This is a genomic window from Pseudomonas sp. LBUM1676, from assembly GCF_059695605.1.
Window position 1 is genome coordinate 1,972,795 of record NZ_CP166777.1, and the last position, 17,269, is coordinate 1,990,063.

Here is a 17,269-nt window from a genome sequence, read left to right on the forward strand (position 1 = left end):
GTACTTAAGTTGTCAGTTACATAAATAAGATCATGGCAGGATCATGGCACATCCGGAGTTTATACCAGGTTCGTTAACTTGGTCTTTGGCGTGCCTGATTGTTTTTGAAAGTAGTTCAAATCGCTATAGGTGAATGGGCGAATAAGTCCAAGGAATTAGTTGCAACATTTTGTTAATGAGAATAAGTTGCATATCGAATTTAACGAGGGTGAACCGATGTTGAATGATGGCGTATTGCACTCTAATCCATTGCAAAAAACCAATGCCGACTATCTGGCTCGACAAAGCAAGTTCGAATCCAAGGTACGCAGTTATCCACGCAAGTTGCCCCTGGCAATCGCCAAGGCACACGGGGTCTGGGTCACCGACGTCGAGGGCAATACTTACCTCGACTGCCTGGCCGGCGCCGGCACTCTGGCCCTGGGGCACAATCATCCGGCCGTCATGGCCAGCCTCGACAGCTTCCTCGCCTCAGGCCTGCCGATGCACACACTGGACCTGACCACGGTGGTCAAGGACGCTTTCAGTGAAACCCTGCTCAGCCTGTTGCCGAACCAGGGGCGTGATTACTGCCTGCAATTTTGCGGGCCGTCCGGCGCGGATGCGGTGGAGGCGGCGCTGAAACTGGCCAAGACCTATACCGGGCGCAGCAACATCATCAGCTTTTCCGGGGCCTACCATGGCATGACCCACGGCGCCCTGGCCCTGACCGGCAACACCGCGCCGAAAAATGCTATCGGCAACCTGATGCCCGGGGTGCAGTTCATGCCGTACCCCCACCAATACCGTTGCCCGCTGGGCATTGGCGGTGAGGCCGGGGTCGAGGCCTTGACCCACTATTTCACCCAGTTCATCGAAGACGTCGAAAGCGGCGTCTCGTTACCGGCGGCGGTGATCCTTGAGGCGGTGCAGGGCGAGGGCGGGGTCAATTGTGCCCCGTTGAGCTGGCTGCGGGCGATTCGCGAGGTGACGCGCAAACACGGCATCCTGCTGATCCTCGACGAAGTGCAGACCGGTTTCGCCCGCACCGGCAAGATGTTTGCCTTCGAGCACGCCGGGATCGAGCCGGACCTGATCGTCATGTCCAAGGCCGTGGGCGGTGGTTTGCCGATGGCGGTACTGGGCATCCGGCGCGAGTTCGATGCCTGGGAGCCCGGCAACCACGCCGGCACCTTCCGCGGCAACCAGATGGCCATGGCCACCGGGCTGGCAACCTTGCAGGTGCTGCAACAGCAAAACCTCGCCGCCCAGGCTGAGCGCCGTGGCCAATGGCTCAAGGAGCGACTGGTCGAATTGCAGGCGCATTATCCGGCCCTTGGCCAGGTGCGCGGTCGCGGCCTGATGCTGGGCATCGAGATCGTCGACGAGCGCCAACCGGCCGATCGCCACGGGCATTTCCCGATGGACCCGGCGCTGGCCGGGGCCATCCAGCAGCAATGCTTCAAACAAGGCCTGTTACTGGAACGCGGCGGGCGCCAGGGCAATGTCATCCGCTTGTTGCCGCCATTGATTATCGATGAAGAACAATGCCGGCAAGTGATCCAGCGTCTGGATAACGCCGTGGCGGCGGCTTTGATTCAGTCGCGCCCTTGAATGAATCAATCGAAGTTCGCCGGGTTGCAATTATGTGACATTGGCGCAAATGACTTTGATCGACTCCTGATTATTTAAAAGGTTCAGTGACGTGATGTCGTTACATGGGGTTGTGTTGGCTGGCAAGTCAGTCGGCCAGCAACTAATTCTTTCCGCCATATAACGTATCCAGTGACCGCGCAGGCTACTGTGGAGCACCCATGAATCATCCAGATCGCAGTGTTGTATCGAATATGGTCAGTGAACTGGCGACGACGTGCGCGTTGCTTAATTGCCTGATCAAAGAGTTTGCCTTGCCGGAAAACTGCCTCAGTTACAGTTGGCCGACGCAGATGCAAGGTATCGCCCCGGGCAGTTATCTCGAGGGCCTGGAATGGAAGGGTATTCCCCTGATCATCAAGCTGCCCAACCAGCAGCAGTTCTTCGTGATGGTGGACCGCCGTGATGGTCTGGGCAGTCACCGTTACCTGTCGGACGTCTATGCCCGGCACGGTGAGGGCGACTGGTCGTGCCTGAGGTTTGCCGGGTTCGTCGAGCAGTTGCTCGCGGCTTGCGAACACATGACCCGCGCCAGCAACGACGAGTTGCTGGACCAGGTGTTGCAAAGCCAGTTGCTGACCGCGGCCATCGTCGGCCACAACACACCCAAGGACTCGGACCCGCTCGGCGGTTACCTGGCCAGCGAGCAGGGCTTGTGGTTCGGTCATCCGAATCACCCGGCCCCCAAGGCGCGCTTGTGGCCGGCGCACCTGGCCCAGGAAACCTATGCGCCGGAATTCCAGGCGCGCACGCCGTTGCATGTGTTCGAAGTACCGCTGGAAGGGCTGAGCGTCGGCGCCAACGGCCTGAGCAAAGCCCAGGTGCTGGCCGGTTTTGCCGATCAGGCGCAGGCGCGGCCCGGGCATGCAGTGATCTGCATGCACCCGGTACAGGCGCAGTTGTTCATGCAGGATGACCGGGTGCGGCGTCTGCTCAAATCCGCGGCCATCGTCGACCTTGGCGCCACGGGGCTGATGGCCAATCCCACCGCGTCCATCCGCACCTGGTACATCGAGGGCCATGACTTTTTCATCAAGGGCTCGCTGAACGTGCGCATCACCAATTGCGTGAGGAAAAACGCCTGGTACGAACTGGAAAGCGCGCTGATGATCGACCGCATCTTCCGCTCCCTCCAACTGACCCAGCCCGAGACCCTCGGCGGGCTGTCGGTGGTGGCCGAGCCGGGCCTGCTGAGTTGGGCGCCGCAGCACGCCGACGAAGCCGACAGCCACTGGTTCCGCGAACAGACCGGGGCGATCCTGCGGGAAAACTTCTGCCTCGACACCGGCACCGACTGCAGCATCATGGCCGGTACGCTGTTCGCCCGCGGCCTGCATTTGCGGCCGTTGGTGCATGAATTCCTGAGCCGGTTCAACGGCGACGACATCCTCGACCAGCAGCTGTTGAGCTGGTTCGACGACTATCAGGCGCTGTTGCTGCGGCCGGTGCTGGCGCTGTTCTTCAACCACGGCATCGTCATGGAGCCGCATTTGCAGAACAGCGTGCTGGTGCATGACAACGGTCGCCCGCAACGCCTGCTGCTGCGGGATTTCGAAGGGGTCAAGCTGACCGGAGAACTGGGTGCCTCGCGGATCGACGCCGACGTTCATCCCCGGGTGCGTGAGTCGCTGCTCTATTCCCGCCAGCAAGGCTGGAACCGCATCGTGTATTGCCTGTTCGTCAACAACCTGTCCGAGGCCGTGCTGGCCCTGAGTTGGGAGCGGCCGCACCTGGCGCCGCTGATGTGGCAACGGGTGGAGCAGCAATTGATCAGCATCCGCGCCGAATTAACCCGGGCCGCGCCGGAACTGGATGCGCTGATCGCCGGTCAGCCGATTGCCTGCAAAACCAACCTGAAAGTGCGTCTGGCCGCCAAGGCCGATCGCCAGGCCAGCTACGTCAGCCTGGTGTCCCCGTGGGGCAAGGAGGCCAGGCATGGATAAGCTGCCCGCAGCGGTCATGGCCGCCATCGACGACGCCCGCAGTCAATATGAAGATCCATTGGCCCTGTTCATCTATGACCTGGACGCGCTGCAGCGCCACGTGACCCAGGTGATGGCGGCACTGCCTGAAGGCGTGGAGCTTTATTACGCGATCAAGGCCAATAGCGAACCGCAGATCCTCGCCACCCTGGCGCCTTTGGTGCACGGGTTCGAGATTTCCTCCGGCGGCGAGATCGATCGCCTGCAGGCCTGCCCGACGCGCAAGCCGTTCATCTTCTCCGGCCCCGGCAAACTGGATTCCGACCTGCGTTCGGCCCTGCATCATCAGGTCGAAGCGATTCACATCGAAAGCCTGAATGAAATCGTCCGCCTGCAACGGCTGGCGCTGGAAGCAGGGCGCGTGCAGGACGTGTTGCTGCGGATCAACCCTGAGCTGCCGTCACCGCTGTCGAGCAAACTGGCGATGGCCGGCACCGCCACTCCCTTCGGCATCGATGAGTCGGAACTGGCCCAGGCGGTGAGCTGGGTCGATAACGCCAGCCATTTGCGACTCAAGGGCTTCCATGTGCATGCGATGTCCCACCAGTCGCTGGTGGAGCGCCATGAACAACTGCTCGATCTGTACCTGCAGCGCTGGCCGCAATGGAAGGCGTTATCGGCTGATCCCGCGGCGATCACCCACCTCAATGTGGGCGGTGGCATCGGGGTCAATTACCTCGGCCCACAGCAGTTCGACTGGCAACGCTTGTGCGCGCATCTGGGCCAGTCACTGGCAGCGTGCACCGATGCGCCCATCGTGCGCTTCGAGCCCGGTCGTTTCATCAGCGCCTTCTGCGGTTACTACGCCATTGAAGTGCTGGACCGCAAAACCAGTCACGGCAAGCACTTCCTGGTCTGTCGTGGCGGCACCCATCAGTTCCGTCTGCCGGTCGCCCAGGGCCATGATCACCCGGTCATTCACCTGCCGCGGCATCGCATTAAATCAGTGGCTGCTACCAAGGACTGGACCGTCGTCGGACAGCTCTGCACGCCCAAGGATGTGCTGAGTCGCGCTTGCCCGCTCACGGAGGTGGAAATCGGCGACATGCTGGTGCTGCCCCTGGCCGGTGCCTATGGCTACAACATCTCCCACGCCGACTTCCTCTGTCATCCGCGACCGCCGCAGGTGTTTGTGCAAGCCGCCGGAGTCGCCCCGTGGGATTGAAGTTTGCCGTGCCGCGCGGGCTGGTGGTGGTCAATGTGTTGTTGGGCACGCTGACGGTCAGCTTGAACAACAGCTCGCTGAACCCGGCATTGCCGGCGTTCATGGAGGCCTTCGACATTGGCCCGCTGCTGGCTACCTGGATTGTCGCCGCGTTTATGGTGAGCATGGGCATGACCATGCCCCTGACCAGTTTTCTCAGCCAGCGGGTGGGCCGCAAATCCCTGTACCTGTGGGGTGTGGCGTTGTTTGTCTGCGGTTCGCTGCTGGGGGCGCTGGCCAACTCCATCGCGCTGGTGATTGCCGCGCGGGTGGTGCAGGGCATCGCCAGCGGGCTGATGATTCCGTTGTCGCTGGCGATCATTTTTTCGGTCTACGCCAAGGGCGAGCGGGGCCGGGTCACCGGCCTGTGGGGCGCCGCGGTGATGTTGGCGCCGGCATTGGGGCCGTTGTGCGGCAGCCTGATGCTGGAGTGGTTCAGCTGGCGCTCGCTGTTCCTGATGAATGTACCCATCGGCCTGCTGGCGCTGATGCTCGGCGTCGGCGTGCTGCCGGCTTCTGAAGCGTCAGAGCGAAAACCATTCGACCTGGCGGGTTACCTGCTGATCGCGACGGGCATCGGCTTGCTGATGATCGCCGTTGGCCGTCTGCGTCACGTGGATGCCCTTACCGATCCCCTCAACCTTGGCATGCTGCTGGCGGCCATCCTGTGCCTGGTTGCGTTCGTGCGACTGGAGCTGAACCGCACGGCGCCGCTGCTCAACCTGCACCTCTTTGCCCTGCGCGGTTATCGCCTGAGCGTGATCATTGCCGTGGTGCAGTCGGTCGGCATGTTCGAGTGCCTGGTCCTGCTGCCATTACTGGTGCAAATCGTGATGGGTTACAGCGCGATCTGGACCGGTCTGTCACTGCTGTGCACGGCGCTGTTCGCCAGCCTGTTCGGCCATCTGGGCGGCAAGTGGCTGGACCGTCACGGCCCGCGCGGGGTGGTGTTCTGGGGGCTGCTGTTGACCGGTGGCGCCACCCTCGGTTTGGGCCTGCTGGGCGCCGGTGCTTCGATCGCCGTGGTGTTCGTTCTGATGATGGTCCGCGGTGCCGGGCTGGGTCTGTCCTATCTCCCCATCACCACCGCCGGGCTCGATGCACTGCCTGAACCGATGGTCACCCAGGGCGCGGCGATGAACAACATTTCCCGTCGTCTGGTCTCGTCATTGGCCATTGTGATTGCCTCGCTGTGGCTGGAATTGCGCCTGACCGTCGAGACCGGGAGCGGGGTGGTTTCCATGGCCAGCCCGGGGGCCATCAGCGAGGTGTTCATGGCCACCGGCATCCTCATTCTGCTGGCACTGCCCTGTGCCTGGCGTTTTCCACTTCCCGTATCCGACGAGCCGGCCGAGGCACTGCCCTCAGCCCTCGAACAACGTTAATTCTTTTCACCGACAAGGTTTTTGACTATGGCGACTTCTTCACAGGCAACACATCAGGCTGCGGCTTCTGCGCCAGGCGTCTGGCTGGCGACGGCGGACCCCCGTCACTATCAGCAAGTGGAGCAGCGCGTGGTGGGCCAGCTGCTGCAAACGCTGCTGTATGAAAACGTTTTGCCGTATCGCCATTCTCCCCTGGAATCCGGCCAGCAGCGTTTTGTCGTCAGCGGCCGCGATGCCCGGCAGCAGCCGGTGGAGTACCGCTGCAACGGTTTGCTCGGCGCCAGCTTCGAGCTGATCCGTCTCGACTATGCGAGCCTCGAGCGTGTGGACGCCTTGGGCGAGCATCGCCGGCCGCACCTGCATCAGGCATTGGCGGAGCTGCTGGGCGAGCTTCAGGACAGCCCGCACCTGCCACGCTTCATCCATGAGCTGGAGCAGACCCTGCTCAAGGATCTGCAATCGCGCAGTCAGGGTTATCAAGCGGCCCAACCCGGCCATCAACTGGACGTCGATGCGCTGGAACAACACTTCATGGACGCCCACAGCTATCACCCATGCTACAAGTCGCGTATCGGTTTCTCGCTCAAGGACAACGCCCGTTTCGGGCCGGAATTTGCCGCGCCCATCGCAATCGTCTGGCTGGCGGTGGCCAAAACCTGCGGCGCGATGAACATCTCGCGGCACCTGGAATTCGACGGGTTTATCCAGCAGGAATTCGGCCTTCAGCGCTGGCAGCAGCTGGCGGCGAATCTGCAAGATCAGGGCAAGGCGATGGACGATTACTGGCTGATGCCAGTGCACCCGTGGCAGTGGGAAAACGTCATCGTTCCGGTGTTCTACCCGGAACTGCTCAGCGGTGAAGTGATCCACCTGGGCACCACGGATGATCGCTATCAGGCGCAGCAATCGATCCGCACCCTGGCCAACGTCACTGAGAAAAAGCGCCCTTACGTCAAGCTCGCGCTGAGCATGACCAACACCTCCAGCACCCGCATCCTGGCCCGGCACACGGTGATGAACGGCCCGATCATCAGCGACTGGTTGCAGCAGTTGATCGGCAGCGACAGCACCGCCCGTGACCTTGGCTTTGTGATTCTTGGAGAGGTGGTCGGCGTCAGCTTTGACTACGATCACCTGCCCGCCACGCGCATGTCCCAAGCTTACGGCACGCTGGGCACCCTATGGCGCGAGAGCATTCACCAGTACCTGCATGATGATGAGCAGGCGGTGCCGTTCAATGGCTTGAGCTCCGTGGACAATCGCTACGGCCCGGGTGAGCAGAAACCGTTCATCGACGCCTGGATCGCGCAACACGGGCTGCACGCCTGGACCCGCCAACTGTTGCAGGTGGCGGTGTCGCCGATCATCCACATGCTGTACGCCGAAGGCATCGGCATGGAGTCCCATGGACAGAACATCGTTCTGATCGTCAAGCAGGGCTGGCCGCAACGCATCGCCCTGAAAGACTTCCACGACGGCGTGCGCTATTCGCCGCAGCACCTGGGACGGCCCGAACTGTGCCCGACCCTGGTACCGCTGCCCGCCAGCCACGCCAGGCTCAACCGCAACTCGTTCATCCTCACCGACGACCTGGATGCGGTCCGGGATTTTTCCTGTGATTCGTTCTTCTTCATTGCCCTGGCCGAGCTGGCGATCTTCCTGCACCAGCACTATCAGCTGGAAGAAGCCGTGTTCTGGCAGATGACCGCCGAAGTCATCAGCGCTTACCAGGCCGACCATCCGCAACACCGTGTGCGGTTTGCGGCCTTTGATGTGTTCGCGCCGTTCTATGAAGTTGAAGAACTGACCAAGCGTCGCCTGTTGGGCGATGGCGAGCGTCGTTTCAAATCGGTGCCCAATCCGCTGCATGCGTACCGGTCGCAGTCATGCTGAGGACCAATCTGCTCAAGCAGAAACTCAGTTCGGGGGCACCGGCCTATGGCTTGATCAGCTCGATTCCGGCGCCAGCGGCGATCGAACTGATTGCCGAAGCCGGTTTCGATTTCGTGATCATCGATATGGAGCACGTGCTGATCAATCCCGAAACCGTGGAGAACATGATCCGCACCGCCGAGAGTTATGCGATCACGCCGCTGGTGCGGGTGGCGGACCTCAACCCGAAAACCCTGCTGCGCCTGCTTGATGGCGGCGCTCAGGGCATCGTGTTGCCGATGATCGAAAGCCCGGAGTCCCTGGCCGACAGCATTCGCGCCTGCAAGTACCACCCGCAAGGCAGCCGCAGCCTGAACGCCGGGCGCCCCGGTGCGTTCGGCAAGCACAGCCTGGCGCAGTACATCGGGCTGGCCAACGAACAAATCATGGTGGTGGCGATGATCGAAAGCGCCGAAGGCGTGCGCCGGGCGGCCGAAATTGCCGCGGTGCCCGGCCTGGACATGATCCTCGAAGGCGCCGCCGACTTGTCGCAATCGATGGGCACACCGTGGCAGATCGACCGGCCCGAGGTGCAGCAAGCGTTGCTCGCCAGCTGGCAGGCCGCCAGCGCTGCCGGCGTGCCCTATTGCGCGATTCCACGCCAGCCGGGTGACCACCAACGGTGGTTGGCCCGCGGGGTAAACAGTTTTGTTTTGGGTGACGAGCGTGGCATCGCTTTTCGTGCCCTCCAGGCCAGATTGGCCGCCACTTCTGCAGAAGGAAAATAATCGGATGAACTTCACCACAATGGCCGCCGACAGGGTGATGCAGGATCTGGTCGATTGTTTGCTGGCCGAACATTTTTTCGGCACTGAGCCGCTGAACCTGGTGGCGCCCTCGTCATCGGCAGAGCAGCCGTTTGCCGGGTTGAGCGCCGAACACCGGATCTGGCAATGGCCCAACGATCCTCAGGGTTGCATCGTCATAGCCCTGCGTCCCGGCATTACCCAGCAATGGGAAAAAGTACCGGGCATGCCGGTATGGGCGCGACAGAGTGAGCAACTGACCGAGCTGTCCGCTGAGGCCTTCATGACCCAGGTGCTGGCCGGGATGAGCGATCGTTATCAGGACAACGAGAAGGGTTTTGCCCTGTTCCTCGATGTGCTGCGCACCAGCGTCCGGCAAACCGAGTTGTCCCTGGCCCATCGGGTCGACAGCGAGCGCCTGCTGGAAAAAGACAACGCGGATTTCTTCCTGACCATGGAGCAGTGGGCGTCGCTGCGCGATCGTCCTTACCATCCGCTGGCCAAGGCCAAGCAGGGTTTGAGCGAGACGGAATATCAGCAGTATCAGGCCGAATTCGCGCGCCCGGTGGCCTTGCATTGGGTGGCGGTCGATCGCACCTTGCTGCAGTGCGGCGATGGCGTGACGGACCTGGCGCAGCATTATCCCGCGCATTACCTGTTGCCGCCGGCCTCGCAGGTTTGCCTGCAACAAGAGATGCAACAGCGAGGCCTTGCCGCCAGCCATGTCGCGCTGCCGGTTCATCCCTGGCAGTTCGAGCATGTGCTGCAAGCGCAGCTCGGCGACGCTTTCGCCAGGGGCGAGTGCCAGCGGCTGGACTTCAATGACGGTGATTTTTTCGCCACCTCATCCTTGCGCTCGATGACGCCGTGCTTCAACAGTGCCGATTTCCTCAAGCTGCCGATGGCCATTTATTCCCTCGGTGCCTCGCGTTATCTGCCCGCGGTGAAAATGATCAATGGCGGCCTGAGTGAAGCCTTGCTGCGCCAGGCGCTGGGCAAGGACGACGTCCTGCAACAGTCCCTGCACCTGTGCGATGAAACCAAGTGGTGGGCGTTCATGCCACCGCACGCCACGCTGTTCGACGAAGCGCCGCGGCACCTGTCGGCCATGGTGCGCGGCTATCCGCCGGCGCTGCTGGAAGATCCGGACACCCGACTGGTGCCCATGGCCGCCCTTGGCACGCCGTTGCCCGGCAGCAATCAACATTTCTTCGATGACTGGATGGGCTACCGCCAATTGCCGGCCACCCCGGCCTCGGTGATGACCCTGTTCCGCGAGCTGTGCCACAGCTTCTTCGACATTAACCTGCGGATGTTGCGCATCGGCATGCTCGGGGAAATCCACGGGCAGAACGCGGTGCTGGTGTGGAAGGCCGGCTACGCCCAGGGCCTGCTGTTGCGCGATCACGATTCGTTGCGCATCTACGTACCCTGGCTGGAACGCAACGGCCTGGCCGACCCGGCTTACCGGCTGAAGAAGGGACACGCCAACACGCTGTACCACGATCGTCCCGAAGACTTGCTGTTCTGGTTGCAGACCCTGGGTATTCAGGTCAACCTCCGCGCCATTATCGATACGCTGGCTGAGGTCTACGCATTGCCGCCGAGCCGATTGTGGAAGGCGATGGGCGAAGTGCTCAATGAGTTGATTGACACTATCGAGTTTGATGCCCAGGGGCGAACCATGATCAAGCACCAGTTGTTCGAAGCGCCACACTGGCCACAGAAATTGCTGCTGACCCCGATGATCGAACGCGCGGGCGGCCCGGGCAGCATGCCGTTTGGCAAAGGTCAGGTGGTCAACCCGTTCCACAGGCTCGATCATGATGCCTGAACCGCGACATCATCCCTCCAGGCGCACGCTGTTGCGCCTGTCCCTGGGAGCGCTCGCCCTCGGGTTGTCCGCGCCGGCATTGGCCGCCGCTGGCGCCGCGCCGATGCGGGTGGTCACCCTGTTTCAGGGCGCCACCGACTGCGCCGTGGTGCTGGGCGTGACGCCCTGTGGCGTGGTGGATTCCTGGAGCGAAAAACCGACCTATCGCTATCTGCGCGAAGCTCTGGGCGCCGTGCCCCATGTCGGGCTGGAAACCCAGCCCAGCCTTGAGGACATCGCGCTGCTCAAACCGGACCTGATCGTGGCCTCGCGTTTTCGCCATGAGCGTATCGCGCCCTTGCTCAGGCAGATCGCCCCGGTGCTGATGCTCGAGGAAGTGTTTGAATTCAAGAAGACCCTGGCCCTGATGGGCGCAGCATTGCAGCGGCAACAGCAAGCCGACGAAATTCTCAATCGTTGGCAACAGCGTGTGGTGCAACTGCGTCAGCAATTGCAGCAGACCTTTGCCGGCCGCTGGCCGCCGACGGTGTCGATCCTGGACATCCGCGAAGACCACATCCGCAGTTATCTACCGGCCAGCTTCCCCGGTTCCGTGATCAGCGAGCTGGGCTTCGACTGGAGTGACAGCAGCCGGCAGGCGAGCGGGGTGTCGATCAAGCTCACCAGCAAGGAAAGCCTGGCGGTGGTGAATGCCGACATCTTTTTCGTGTTTCTGCGGGCGCAGAATGCAGCGGTGCAACGCAACTACGAAAGCCTGGTGCAACACCAACTGTGGCGACAGATGCGTGCCCCGCAGCAAGGGCAGGTGTGGCAGGTCGACGGCATCGCCTGGAGCCTGTCGGGCGGCATGCTGGGGGCGAACCTGATGCTCGACGACGTGGCCCGCGTGGCTGCGGCGCAGGTGAGCTCATGAGTCCTGGTGCAAAGCTGTGGAGCGCAGGGGTGGTGTTGCTGCTGTGCTGCGTGTTGAGCCTGGCGGTGGGTGCGACCTGGATTCCGCTGCCGCAGATCGCCGCGGCGTTTGTCGATCCCGACCCGTTGAGTGTCAGTCATGTGCTGGTGACCACCACGCGCCTGTCGCGCACCCTGATGGCGATTTCCGTGGGCGCCAGCCTGGCGGTGGCGGGCGCGCTGATGCAGGCACTGACGCGTAATCCGCTGGCGTCACCCGGTTTGTTCGGGATCAATGCCGGTGCGACCTTTTTCATCATCCTGTTTTCCTCGATCTTCTCCCTGGCCTCGCCGGATGCCTGGCTGTGGTGTGCCTTCCTCGGTGCTGGCGTGGCGGGGTGCCTGGTGTGGCTGATCGGCAACATGGGGCAGGGCAGTCTCAGCCCGCTGCGCATCGTGCTGGCGGGGGCGGCGATGGCCGCGCTGTTCTCCGCCTTCAGCCAGGCGCTGCTGGTGGTCAATCAGGATGGCCTGGACACGGTGCTGTTCTGGATGGCCGGTTCCTTGACCGAGCGCAGCCTGTCGACCGCTGCGCCCTTGTTGCTCTGCGCGGTGCTCGGCTTGTCGGGGGCGCTGTTGCTGGGCGGGCAGGTCAACGTACTGAACGCCGGGGAAGAGATTGCCACCGGGTTGGGGCAACGCACCGGTCTGATCCGGCTGCTGATGAGCGTGCTGGTGATCTGTCTGGCGGGCAGCGCCGTGGCGTTGGCCGGCAGCATCGGTTTCATCGGCCTGCTGGTCCCGCACATGGTGCGCAAGGGCTTGTCCATCGACCATCGCTGGCTGCTGCCCGGTTGTGCGCTGCTGGGGGCCATTCTCCTGCTGTTGGCGGATACCCTGTCGCGGGTGGTGATACTGCCGCAGGAGGTGCCGGTGGGGGTCATGACGGCGCTGTTCGGCGCGCCGTTCTTCATCATGCTGGCCCGGCGTGGAGGTCGTTATGGATAAGGTACTGACCTGGCGCCGGGGTGGGTTTTCCCGGCAGGTCAACCTCGGCACCTGGTGGCGACTGGCGGCGGCGCTGGTGGTCACCGGGCTGGTGATACTCGGCTCGTTGTCGCTGGGCAAGGTGATCCTTTCGCCCTTCGAGGTGTTGCGGATCCTGTTTTCCGATCAGGACGCGAGCCTGACCTTGATCGTCGAGCAACTGCGGTTTCCGCGAATCGTGCTGGCGGCACTGGTGGGGGCGGCGTTGTCAGTGTCCGGGCTGATCCTGCAAAGCATCATCCGCAACCCGCTGGCGTCGCCTGACCTGCTGGGCATCACCAGCGGCGCCAGCGCTGCCGCGGTGCTGTATTTGTCTTTCTTGTCCGCGACCCTGGGGCAACAGTTTCTGCCCCTGGCCGCGATGCTCGGTGCGGCGCTGGCGACATTGGCCATCTATCTGCTGGCCTGGAAGCAGGGCGCCTCGCCGTTGCGCCTGGTGCTGATCGGCGTGGGCGTCTCGGCGATGCTGACGGCGGCGACCACCTTCATCCTGGTGTTCAGTCCGTTGACCACCACCTTGTCGGCGTATGTCTGGTTGACCGGCAGCGTGTACGGCGCCAGTTGGCCCGAACCCCTGGCGCTCGCTGGTTGGTTACTGGGGATTTGCCCGTTGCTGGTGCTGCTGGCGCGGCAGGTGATGGTGCAACAGCTCGATGACTACCTGGCCCAGGGCATTGGCGTGCGCGTGCAATGGCTGCGGGCCGGCTTGTTGCTGGTGAGTGTGGCATTGGCCGGTGCGGCCGTTGCCTGGGGCGGGGCGATCGCCTTTGTCGGGCTGATTGCGCCGCACATTGCCAAGCGTCTGGTGGCCCCCGGTTTCGCCGGGCAGGCAGTGATGGCGGCGCTGGTCGGGGCCAACCTGGTGATGCTGGCGGACCTGGCCGGGCGCACGCTGTTCCTGCCCCTGGATTTGCCGGCGGGGATCTTTGTCGCGGTACTGGGCACGCCCTTTTTTCTCTACTTGTTGATTAAACAACGTCATTAAGGAACTCAACGCATGACGTCGATTGCAAGTCGCGGCCTGACCCTGAGCTATCAGCGGCAGGTGATTATTGACGCGCTGGACATGCAACTGCCCAAGGGCAAGATCTCGGTGCTGATCGGCAGTAACGGCTGCGGCAAAAGTACCCTGCTCAAGTCCTTCGCCCGCCTGCTGAAACCGCAGCAAGGCTCGGTGATTCTCAACGGCGTGGATATCCAGCACAAATCCACGGCGGCGGTGGCGCGTGAGCTGGCCATCCTGCCCCAGACCCCGACAGCGCCTGAGGGCATTACCGTGCGCCAGTTGGTGGCGCTGGGCCGCTACCCGTATCAGAGCTGGATGCAGCAATGGTCGGCCGAGGATGAAGCCATGGTCGAGCGCGCGCTGGCGCAGACCAGCCTGCAGGCGCTGGCCGATCGTCCGGTGGATGCCTTGTCCGGCGGGCAGCGCCAGCGGGCGTGGATCGCCATGACCCTGGCCCAGGACACCGGCATCGTGCTGCTCGATGAGCCGACGACCTTTCTCGACCTGGCGCACCAGATCGAGGTCCTGGATCTGCTGCGCGACCTCAACCGGCTCGAGAACAAAACCATCATCATGGTGCTCCACGATCTCAACCTGGCCTGTCGTTACGCCGACCATATGGTCGCGGTGCACGAGCGAACGGCCTTTGCCCAGGGCCGGCCCGAGGACGTCTTGACCCAGGCACTGGTCAAGACCGTGTTCGACCTCAACTGCCGGATCATCGCCGATCCGTTCTTCGGTACGCCGATGTGCATCCCCTTCGGTCGGGAACTGCCGCAATGAGTCTGGCGGACCACTTCACCGCGCAAGAGTGGGCTGTGCTTGGCGGTGGCTTGCGTCTGAAGGACTGCGCCGAGCGTGACCCGTTACGCTCGCTGATGGCCCGGGATTTATTGCAGGAGGAGGTGTGCGAGCAATTGCTGGACGCCTTGGGCCCGGTGATTGGCTCTCCGAGCCGGGCGATCACCGCCTCGCTGCTGGGCAAGCGTTTGTCGTTTCTGGCGACGGGCGCCTGTTTGTACGCGATGTCGGTGTACGACAAAGGGTTACTGCTGTCTCTCGACAACTCGGTGATCGAATACGGTCACGATGACGGGTTGTGGACGTCCTCGATGCCGCTGCTTCACGGCCAGCCGCTGACCTATGGAGTGAATGAGCGCGAGGCCTGGCGGGAAGCTCTGGTGCAGGCGCTGTTTGCCGGGCTGTTGAAACCGCTGTGGCAAACCTTCAACCGGGTCACGGGCGTTTCCCGGCGCATCCTCTGGGAAAACAGTGCCGTGCGCGTGTATTCGTTGTATGAAAAACGCATGGCGAAAATCGACGAGCCGTCGGTGCGCGAACGCTATGAAGCGGATTTCAAGTGGTTGCTGACCGATGCAGACCCGTCATTGTTCGGCCTTGAATACAACCCGCTGAGCCATTTCCGCCGACCGCCGACACTGGTGGACGACGGCCAGCGCAGCATTCGCTTTCGCCGAACCTGCTGCTTCTACTACCTGGCCACCGAGCCTGCTGAATACTGCTCGACCTGCCCATTGCTACGCCCGGGGAAAAAATGCCGATGAGTTATCAGATCAGTCCTCGGCAGCAGCTCGTCAGCATGGAATTGCTCGATGCCTACCGGGCGATCCCTTCGTCCACCCTCGGCCATTTTTCCGACCGCGGTTTCCTGCGCGGGATCAAGCCGTTGTTCAACGACATCCGCATGGTCGGCCAGGTCGTCACCGTCAAAGTCTTCCCACCCGATGGCAGCATTCTGCGTGAAGCCCTGTTGTTGAGCGAGCCAGGGGATGTGCTGGTGGTCGAATGCGTGGGCGACGAAGAGTGTGGTTGCTGGGGCGAGTTGCGCACCTTGGCAGGATTAATCAAAGGCCTGGCCGGGGTGGTGGTGTCGGGTGCCGTCACCGATGTCAGCGCCTTGCGTCGTCATGGCTTGCCGGTCTTTTGCCGGAACGTCAGCGCCTACACCACGCGCGGCATTGGCGCCCGTGGCGAAGTCAATCAGTCGATCCAGATCGGCGAGGTTCGGGTGCAGCCAGGAGACCTGGCCATCGGTGATGATGACGGCGTCTTCATCCTAGATCCCGGCCACGCCGCCGAGCTGCTTCCCCAGCTATTACTCAAAGAGGAGACGGACCAGCGGCGCAGGGCCGAATTCCTGCAGCGGCTCAGCGCTCGTCCTGCATAGCCACAACCGCCCTTGTGTAGGAGCGAAGCTTGCTCGCGAAAAACGTTAACGTTAGCGCGTTCATTCAGGACGAACGCGTTATCAATGGCGTCCTTCGCGAGCAAGCTTCGCTCCTACAGGGAAGGCATCAGAACCCGAACTTGTCGCGCAATCCGTAATACCAGGCACCCAACGCAGCAAACGGTGTGCGCAGCATCTGCCCACCGGGGAACGGATAGTGCGGCAGGTCGGCAAACGCGTCGAACCGCTCCGCCTGGCCACGCAACGCTTCGGCCAGCACCTTGCCCGCCAGGTGCGTATAGGTCACGCCATGGCCGCTGCAGCCTTGGGAGTAGTAGATGTTGTCGCCCAGACGTCCGACCTGAGGCAGACGCGACAACGTCAACAGGAAATTCCCGGTCCAGGCGTAATCGATCTTCACGTCCTTGAGTTGCGGGAAGGCCTTCAGCATCTTCGGCCGAATGATCGCCTCAATGTTGGCCGGATCCCGCGCGCCGTACACCACGCCACCACCGAAAATCAGGCGCTTGTCGCCACTCAGGCGATAGTAGTCGAGCAGGTAATTGCAGTCCTCGACGCAATAATCCTGAGGCAGCATGGCTCTCGCCAGTTCCTCGCCCAGCGGCTCGGTGGTAATGACCTGAGTCCCGCAAGGCATCGACTTGGCCGCCAGCTCCGGCACCAGATTGCCCAGATAGGCGTTGCCGGCCACGATAATGAACCGCGCCCTGACCTTGCCCTGCGGCGTATGCACCACCGGATTCGCCCCGCGCTCGATGCGCACCGCCGGTGACTGCTCATAAATGGTGCCGCCCAACGACTCGACGGCAGCGGCTTCGCCCAGCGCCAGGTTCAGCGGATGAATGTGCCCGCCGCTCATGTCGAGCATGCCGCCGATGTATTGATCGCAGGCCACCACTTCACGGATCCGGCGTTGATCCATCAGCTCCAGCTGCGTGTGACCGAAACGCTCCCACAGGCGCTTCTGGGATTCCAGATGCCCCATCTGCTTGGCGGTGATGGCCGCGAACACACCGCCATCCTTCAGGTCGCACTGGATATTATATTTGGCAACCCGCTCGCGAATGATCCGCCCGCCCTCGAACGCCATCTGCCCCAGCAACTGAGCCTGCCTGGGGCCGACACTGCGCTCGATCACATCGATGTCACGGCTATAGCTGTTGACGATCTGCCCGCCATTACGCCCCGACGCGCCAAAACCGACCTTGGCCGCTTCCAGGACCGTGACCCGAAAACCGTTCTCCAGCAGAAACAGGGCAGAGGACAGACCGGTGTAACCGGCGCCGATCACACAGACATCAGTCTCTACGTCATCCTGCAGGGCCGGGCGCGGCCCAACCGCATTGGCCGAAGCGGCGTAGTAGGACTCGGGGTAGGGAGTGTTCGCCATCCTGCAGCCTC

General features: G+C 62.4%; 14 protein-coding genes. 13 read left to right on the top strand and 1 reads right to left on the bottom strand.

Annotated features, from left to right (window positions below):
* Positions 1-216: 216 nt before the first annotated feature.
* The 13 genes from ACA041_RS09220 (at position 217) to ACA041_RS09280 (ending at position 15,847) form a co-directional block, all read left to right on the top strand.
* Positions 217-1,593: a diaminobutyrate--2-oxoglutarate transaminase gene (locus tag ACA041_RS09220; protein WP_497442038.1), complete on the top strand. Its 1,377-nt coding sequence runs from the start codon at positions 217-219 to the stop codon at positions 1,591-1,593.
* Positions 1,594-1,793: 200 nt separating this feature from the next.
* A complete protein-coding gene (locus ACA041_RS09225; RefSeq protein WP_497440817.1) occupies positions 1,794-3,575 on the top strand; it encodes an IucA/IucC family protein in 1,782 nt (593 codons plus the stop codon).
* Positions 3,568-4,779, top strand: coding sequence for a type III PLP-dependent enzyme (locus ACA041_RS09230; protein WP_497440818.1), 1,212 nt, complete (start codon positions 3,568-3,570; stop codon positions 4,777-4,779). The genes ACA041_RS09225 and ACA041_RS09230 overlap by 8 nt, the downstream gene beginning before the upstream one ends.
* Entirely contained in the window at positions 4,776-6,203 is a 1,428-nt protein-coding gene (locus ACA041_RS09235; RefSeq protein WP_497442039.1) for a DHA2 family efflux MFS transporter permease subunit, read from the top strand. Before ACA041_RS09230 ends, ACA041_RS09235 begins: the two co-directional genes overlap by 4 nt.
* Before the next feature lie 27 nt (positions 6,204-6,230).
* Positions 6,231-8,096 (top strand): IucA/IucC family protein, encoded by a 1,866-nt coding sequence (locus tag ACA041_RS09240; RefSeq protein ID WP_497440819.1) that lies wholly within the window; start codon positions 6,231-6,233, stop codon positions 8,094-8,096.
* Positions 8,090-8,863: an HpcH/HpaI aldolase family protein gene (locus ACA041_RS09245; RefSeq protein WP_497440820.1), complete on the top strand. Its 774-nt coding sequence runs from the start codon at positions 8,090-8,092 to the stop codon at positions 8,861-8,863. The genes ACA041_RS09240 and ACA041_RS09245 overlap by 7 nt, the downstream gene beginning before the upstream one ends.
* A gap of 4 nt (positions 8,864-8,867) precedes the next feature.
* Positions 8,868-10,715, top strand: coding sequence for an IucA/IucC family protein (locus ACA041_RS09250; protein WP_497440821.1), 1,848 nt, complete (start codon positions 8,868-8,870; stop codon positions 10,713-10,715).
* Complete coding sequence (locus tag ACA041_RS09255; protein ID WP_497440822.1) at positions 10,705-11,628, top strand: ABC transporter substrate-binding protein; 924 nt, start codon at positions 10,705-10,707, stop codon at positions 11,626-11,628. The genes ACA041_RS09250 and ACA041_RS09255 overlap by 11 nt, the downstream gene beginning before the upstream one ends.
* Complete coding sequence (locus ACA041_RS09260; protein ID WP_497440823.1) at positions 11,625-12,614, top strand: FecCD family ABC transporter permease; 990 nt, start codon at positions 11,625-11,627, stop codon at positions 12,612-12,614. Before ACA041_RS09255 ends, ACA041_RS09260 begins: the two co-directional genes overlap by 4 nt.
* Entirely contained in the window at positions 12,607-13,638 is a 1,032-nt protein-coding gene (locus tag ACA041_RS09265; RefSeq protein WP_497440824.1) for a FecCD family ABC transporter permease, read from the top strand. The genes ACA041_RS09260 and ACA041_RS09265 overlap by 8 nt, the downstream gene beginning before the upstream one ends.
* Before the next feature lie 12 nt (positions 13,639-13,650).
* A complete protein-coding gene (locus ACA041_RS09270) occupies positions 13,651-14,442 on the top strand; it encodes an ABC transporter ATP-binding protein (RefSeq protein ID WP_497440825.1) in 792 nt (263 codons plus the stop codon).
* The gene (locus ACA041_RS09275) at positions 14,439-15,224 is read left to right on the top strand and encodes an IucA/IucC family C-terminal-domain containing protein (RefSeq protein ID WP_497440826.1); all 786 of its coding nucleotides are present in this window, start codon (positions 14,439-14,441) and stop codon (positions 15,222-15,224) included. Before ACA041_RS09270 ends, ACA041_RS09275 begins: the two co-directional genes overlap by 4 nt.
* Positions 15,221-15,847, top strand: a complete 627-nt coding sequence (locus ACA041_RS09280) for an RraA family protein (protein WP_497440827.1) — start codon at positions 15,221-15,223, stop codon at positions 15,845-15,847. The genes ACA041_RS09275 and ACA041_RS09280 overlap by 4 nt, the downstream gene beginning before the upstream one ends.
* 127 nt (positions 15,848-15,974) lie before the next feature.
* On the opposite strand, the gene ACA041_RS09285 is transcribed toward ACA041_RS09280, so the two are convergent.
* Positions 15,975-17,258 carry an NAD(P)/FAD-dependent oxidoreductase gene (locus ACA041_RS09285; RefSeq protein ID WP_497440828.1) on the bottom strand — a complete coding sequence of 428 codons (1,284 nt, stop codon included), beginning with the start codon at positions 17,256-17,258 and terminating at the stop codon, positions 15,975-15,977.
* Between the last annotated feature and the right edge of the window lie 11 nt (positions 17,259-17,269).

What these genes read in the sequence shown, in the direction of transcription:
- ACA041_RS09220 (WP_497442038.1), top strand. Translation starts at nt 217, where the DNA reads ATGTTGAATGATGGCGTATTGCACTCTAATCCATTGCAAAAAACCAAT.
- ACA041_RS09225 (WP_497440817.1), top strand. Translation starts at nt 1,794, where the DNA reads ATGAATCATCCAGATCGCAGTGTTGTATCGAATATGGTCAGTGAACTG.
- ACA041_RS09230 (WP_497440818.1), top strand. Translation starts at nt 3,568, where the DNA reads ATGGATAAGCTGCCCGCAGCGGTCATGGCCGCCATCGACGACGCCCGC.
- ACA041_RS09240 (WP_497440819.1), top strand. Translation starts at nt 6,231, where the DNA reads ATGGCGACTTCTTCACAGGCAACACATCAGGCTGCGGCTTCTGCGCCA.
- ACA041_RS09245 (WP_497440820.1), top strand. Translation starts at nt 8,090, where the DNA reads ATGCTGAGGACCAATCTGCTCAAGCAGAAACTCAGTTCGGGGGCACCG.
- ACA041_RS09250 (WP_497440821.1), top strand. Translation starts at nt 8,868, where the DNA reads ATGAACTTCACCACAATGGCCGCCGACAGGGTGATGCAGGATCTGGTC.
- ACA041_RS09255 (WP_497440822.1), top strand. Translation starts at nt 10,705, where the DNA reads ATGATGCCTGAACCGCGACATCATCCCTCCAGGCGCACGCTGTTGCGC.
- ACA041_RS09260 (WP_497440823.1), top strand. Translation starts at nt 11,625, where the DNA reads ATGAGTCCTGGTGCAAAGCTGTGGAGCGCAGGGGTGGTGTTGCTGCTG.
- ACA041_RS09265 (WP_497440824.1), top strand. Translation starts at nt 12,607, where the DNA reads ATGGATAAGGTACTGACCTGGCGCCGGGGTGGGTTTTCCCGGCAGGTC.
- ACA041_RS09270 (WP_497440825.1), top strand. Translation starts at nt 13,651, where the DNA reads ATGACGTCGATTGCAAGTCGCGGCCTGACCCTGAGCTATCAGCGGCAG.
- ACA041_RS09275 (WP_497440826.1), top strand. Translation starts at nt 14,439, where the DNA reads ATGAGTCTGGCGGACCACTTCACCGCGCAAGAGTGGGCTGTGCTTGGC.
- ACA041_RS09280 (WP_497440827.1), top strand. Translation starts at nt 15,221, where the DNA reads ATGAGTTATCAGATCAGTCCTCGGCAGCAGCTCGTCAGCATGGAATTG.
- ACA041_RS09285 (WP_497440828.1), bottom strand. Translation starts at nt 17,258, where the DNA reads ATGGCGAACACTCCCTACCCCGAGTCCTACTACGCCGCTTCGGCCAAT.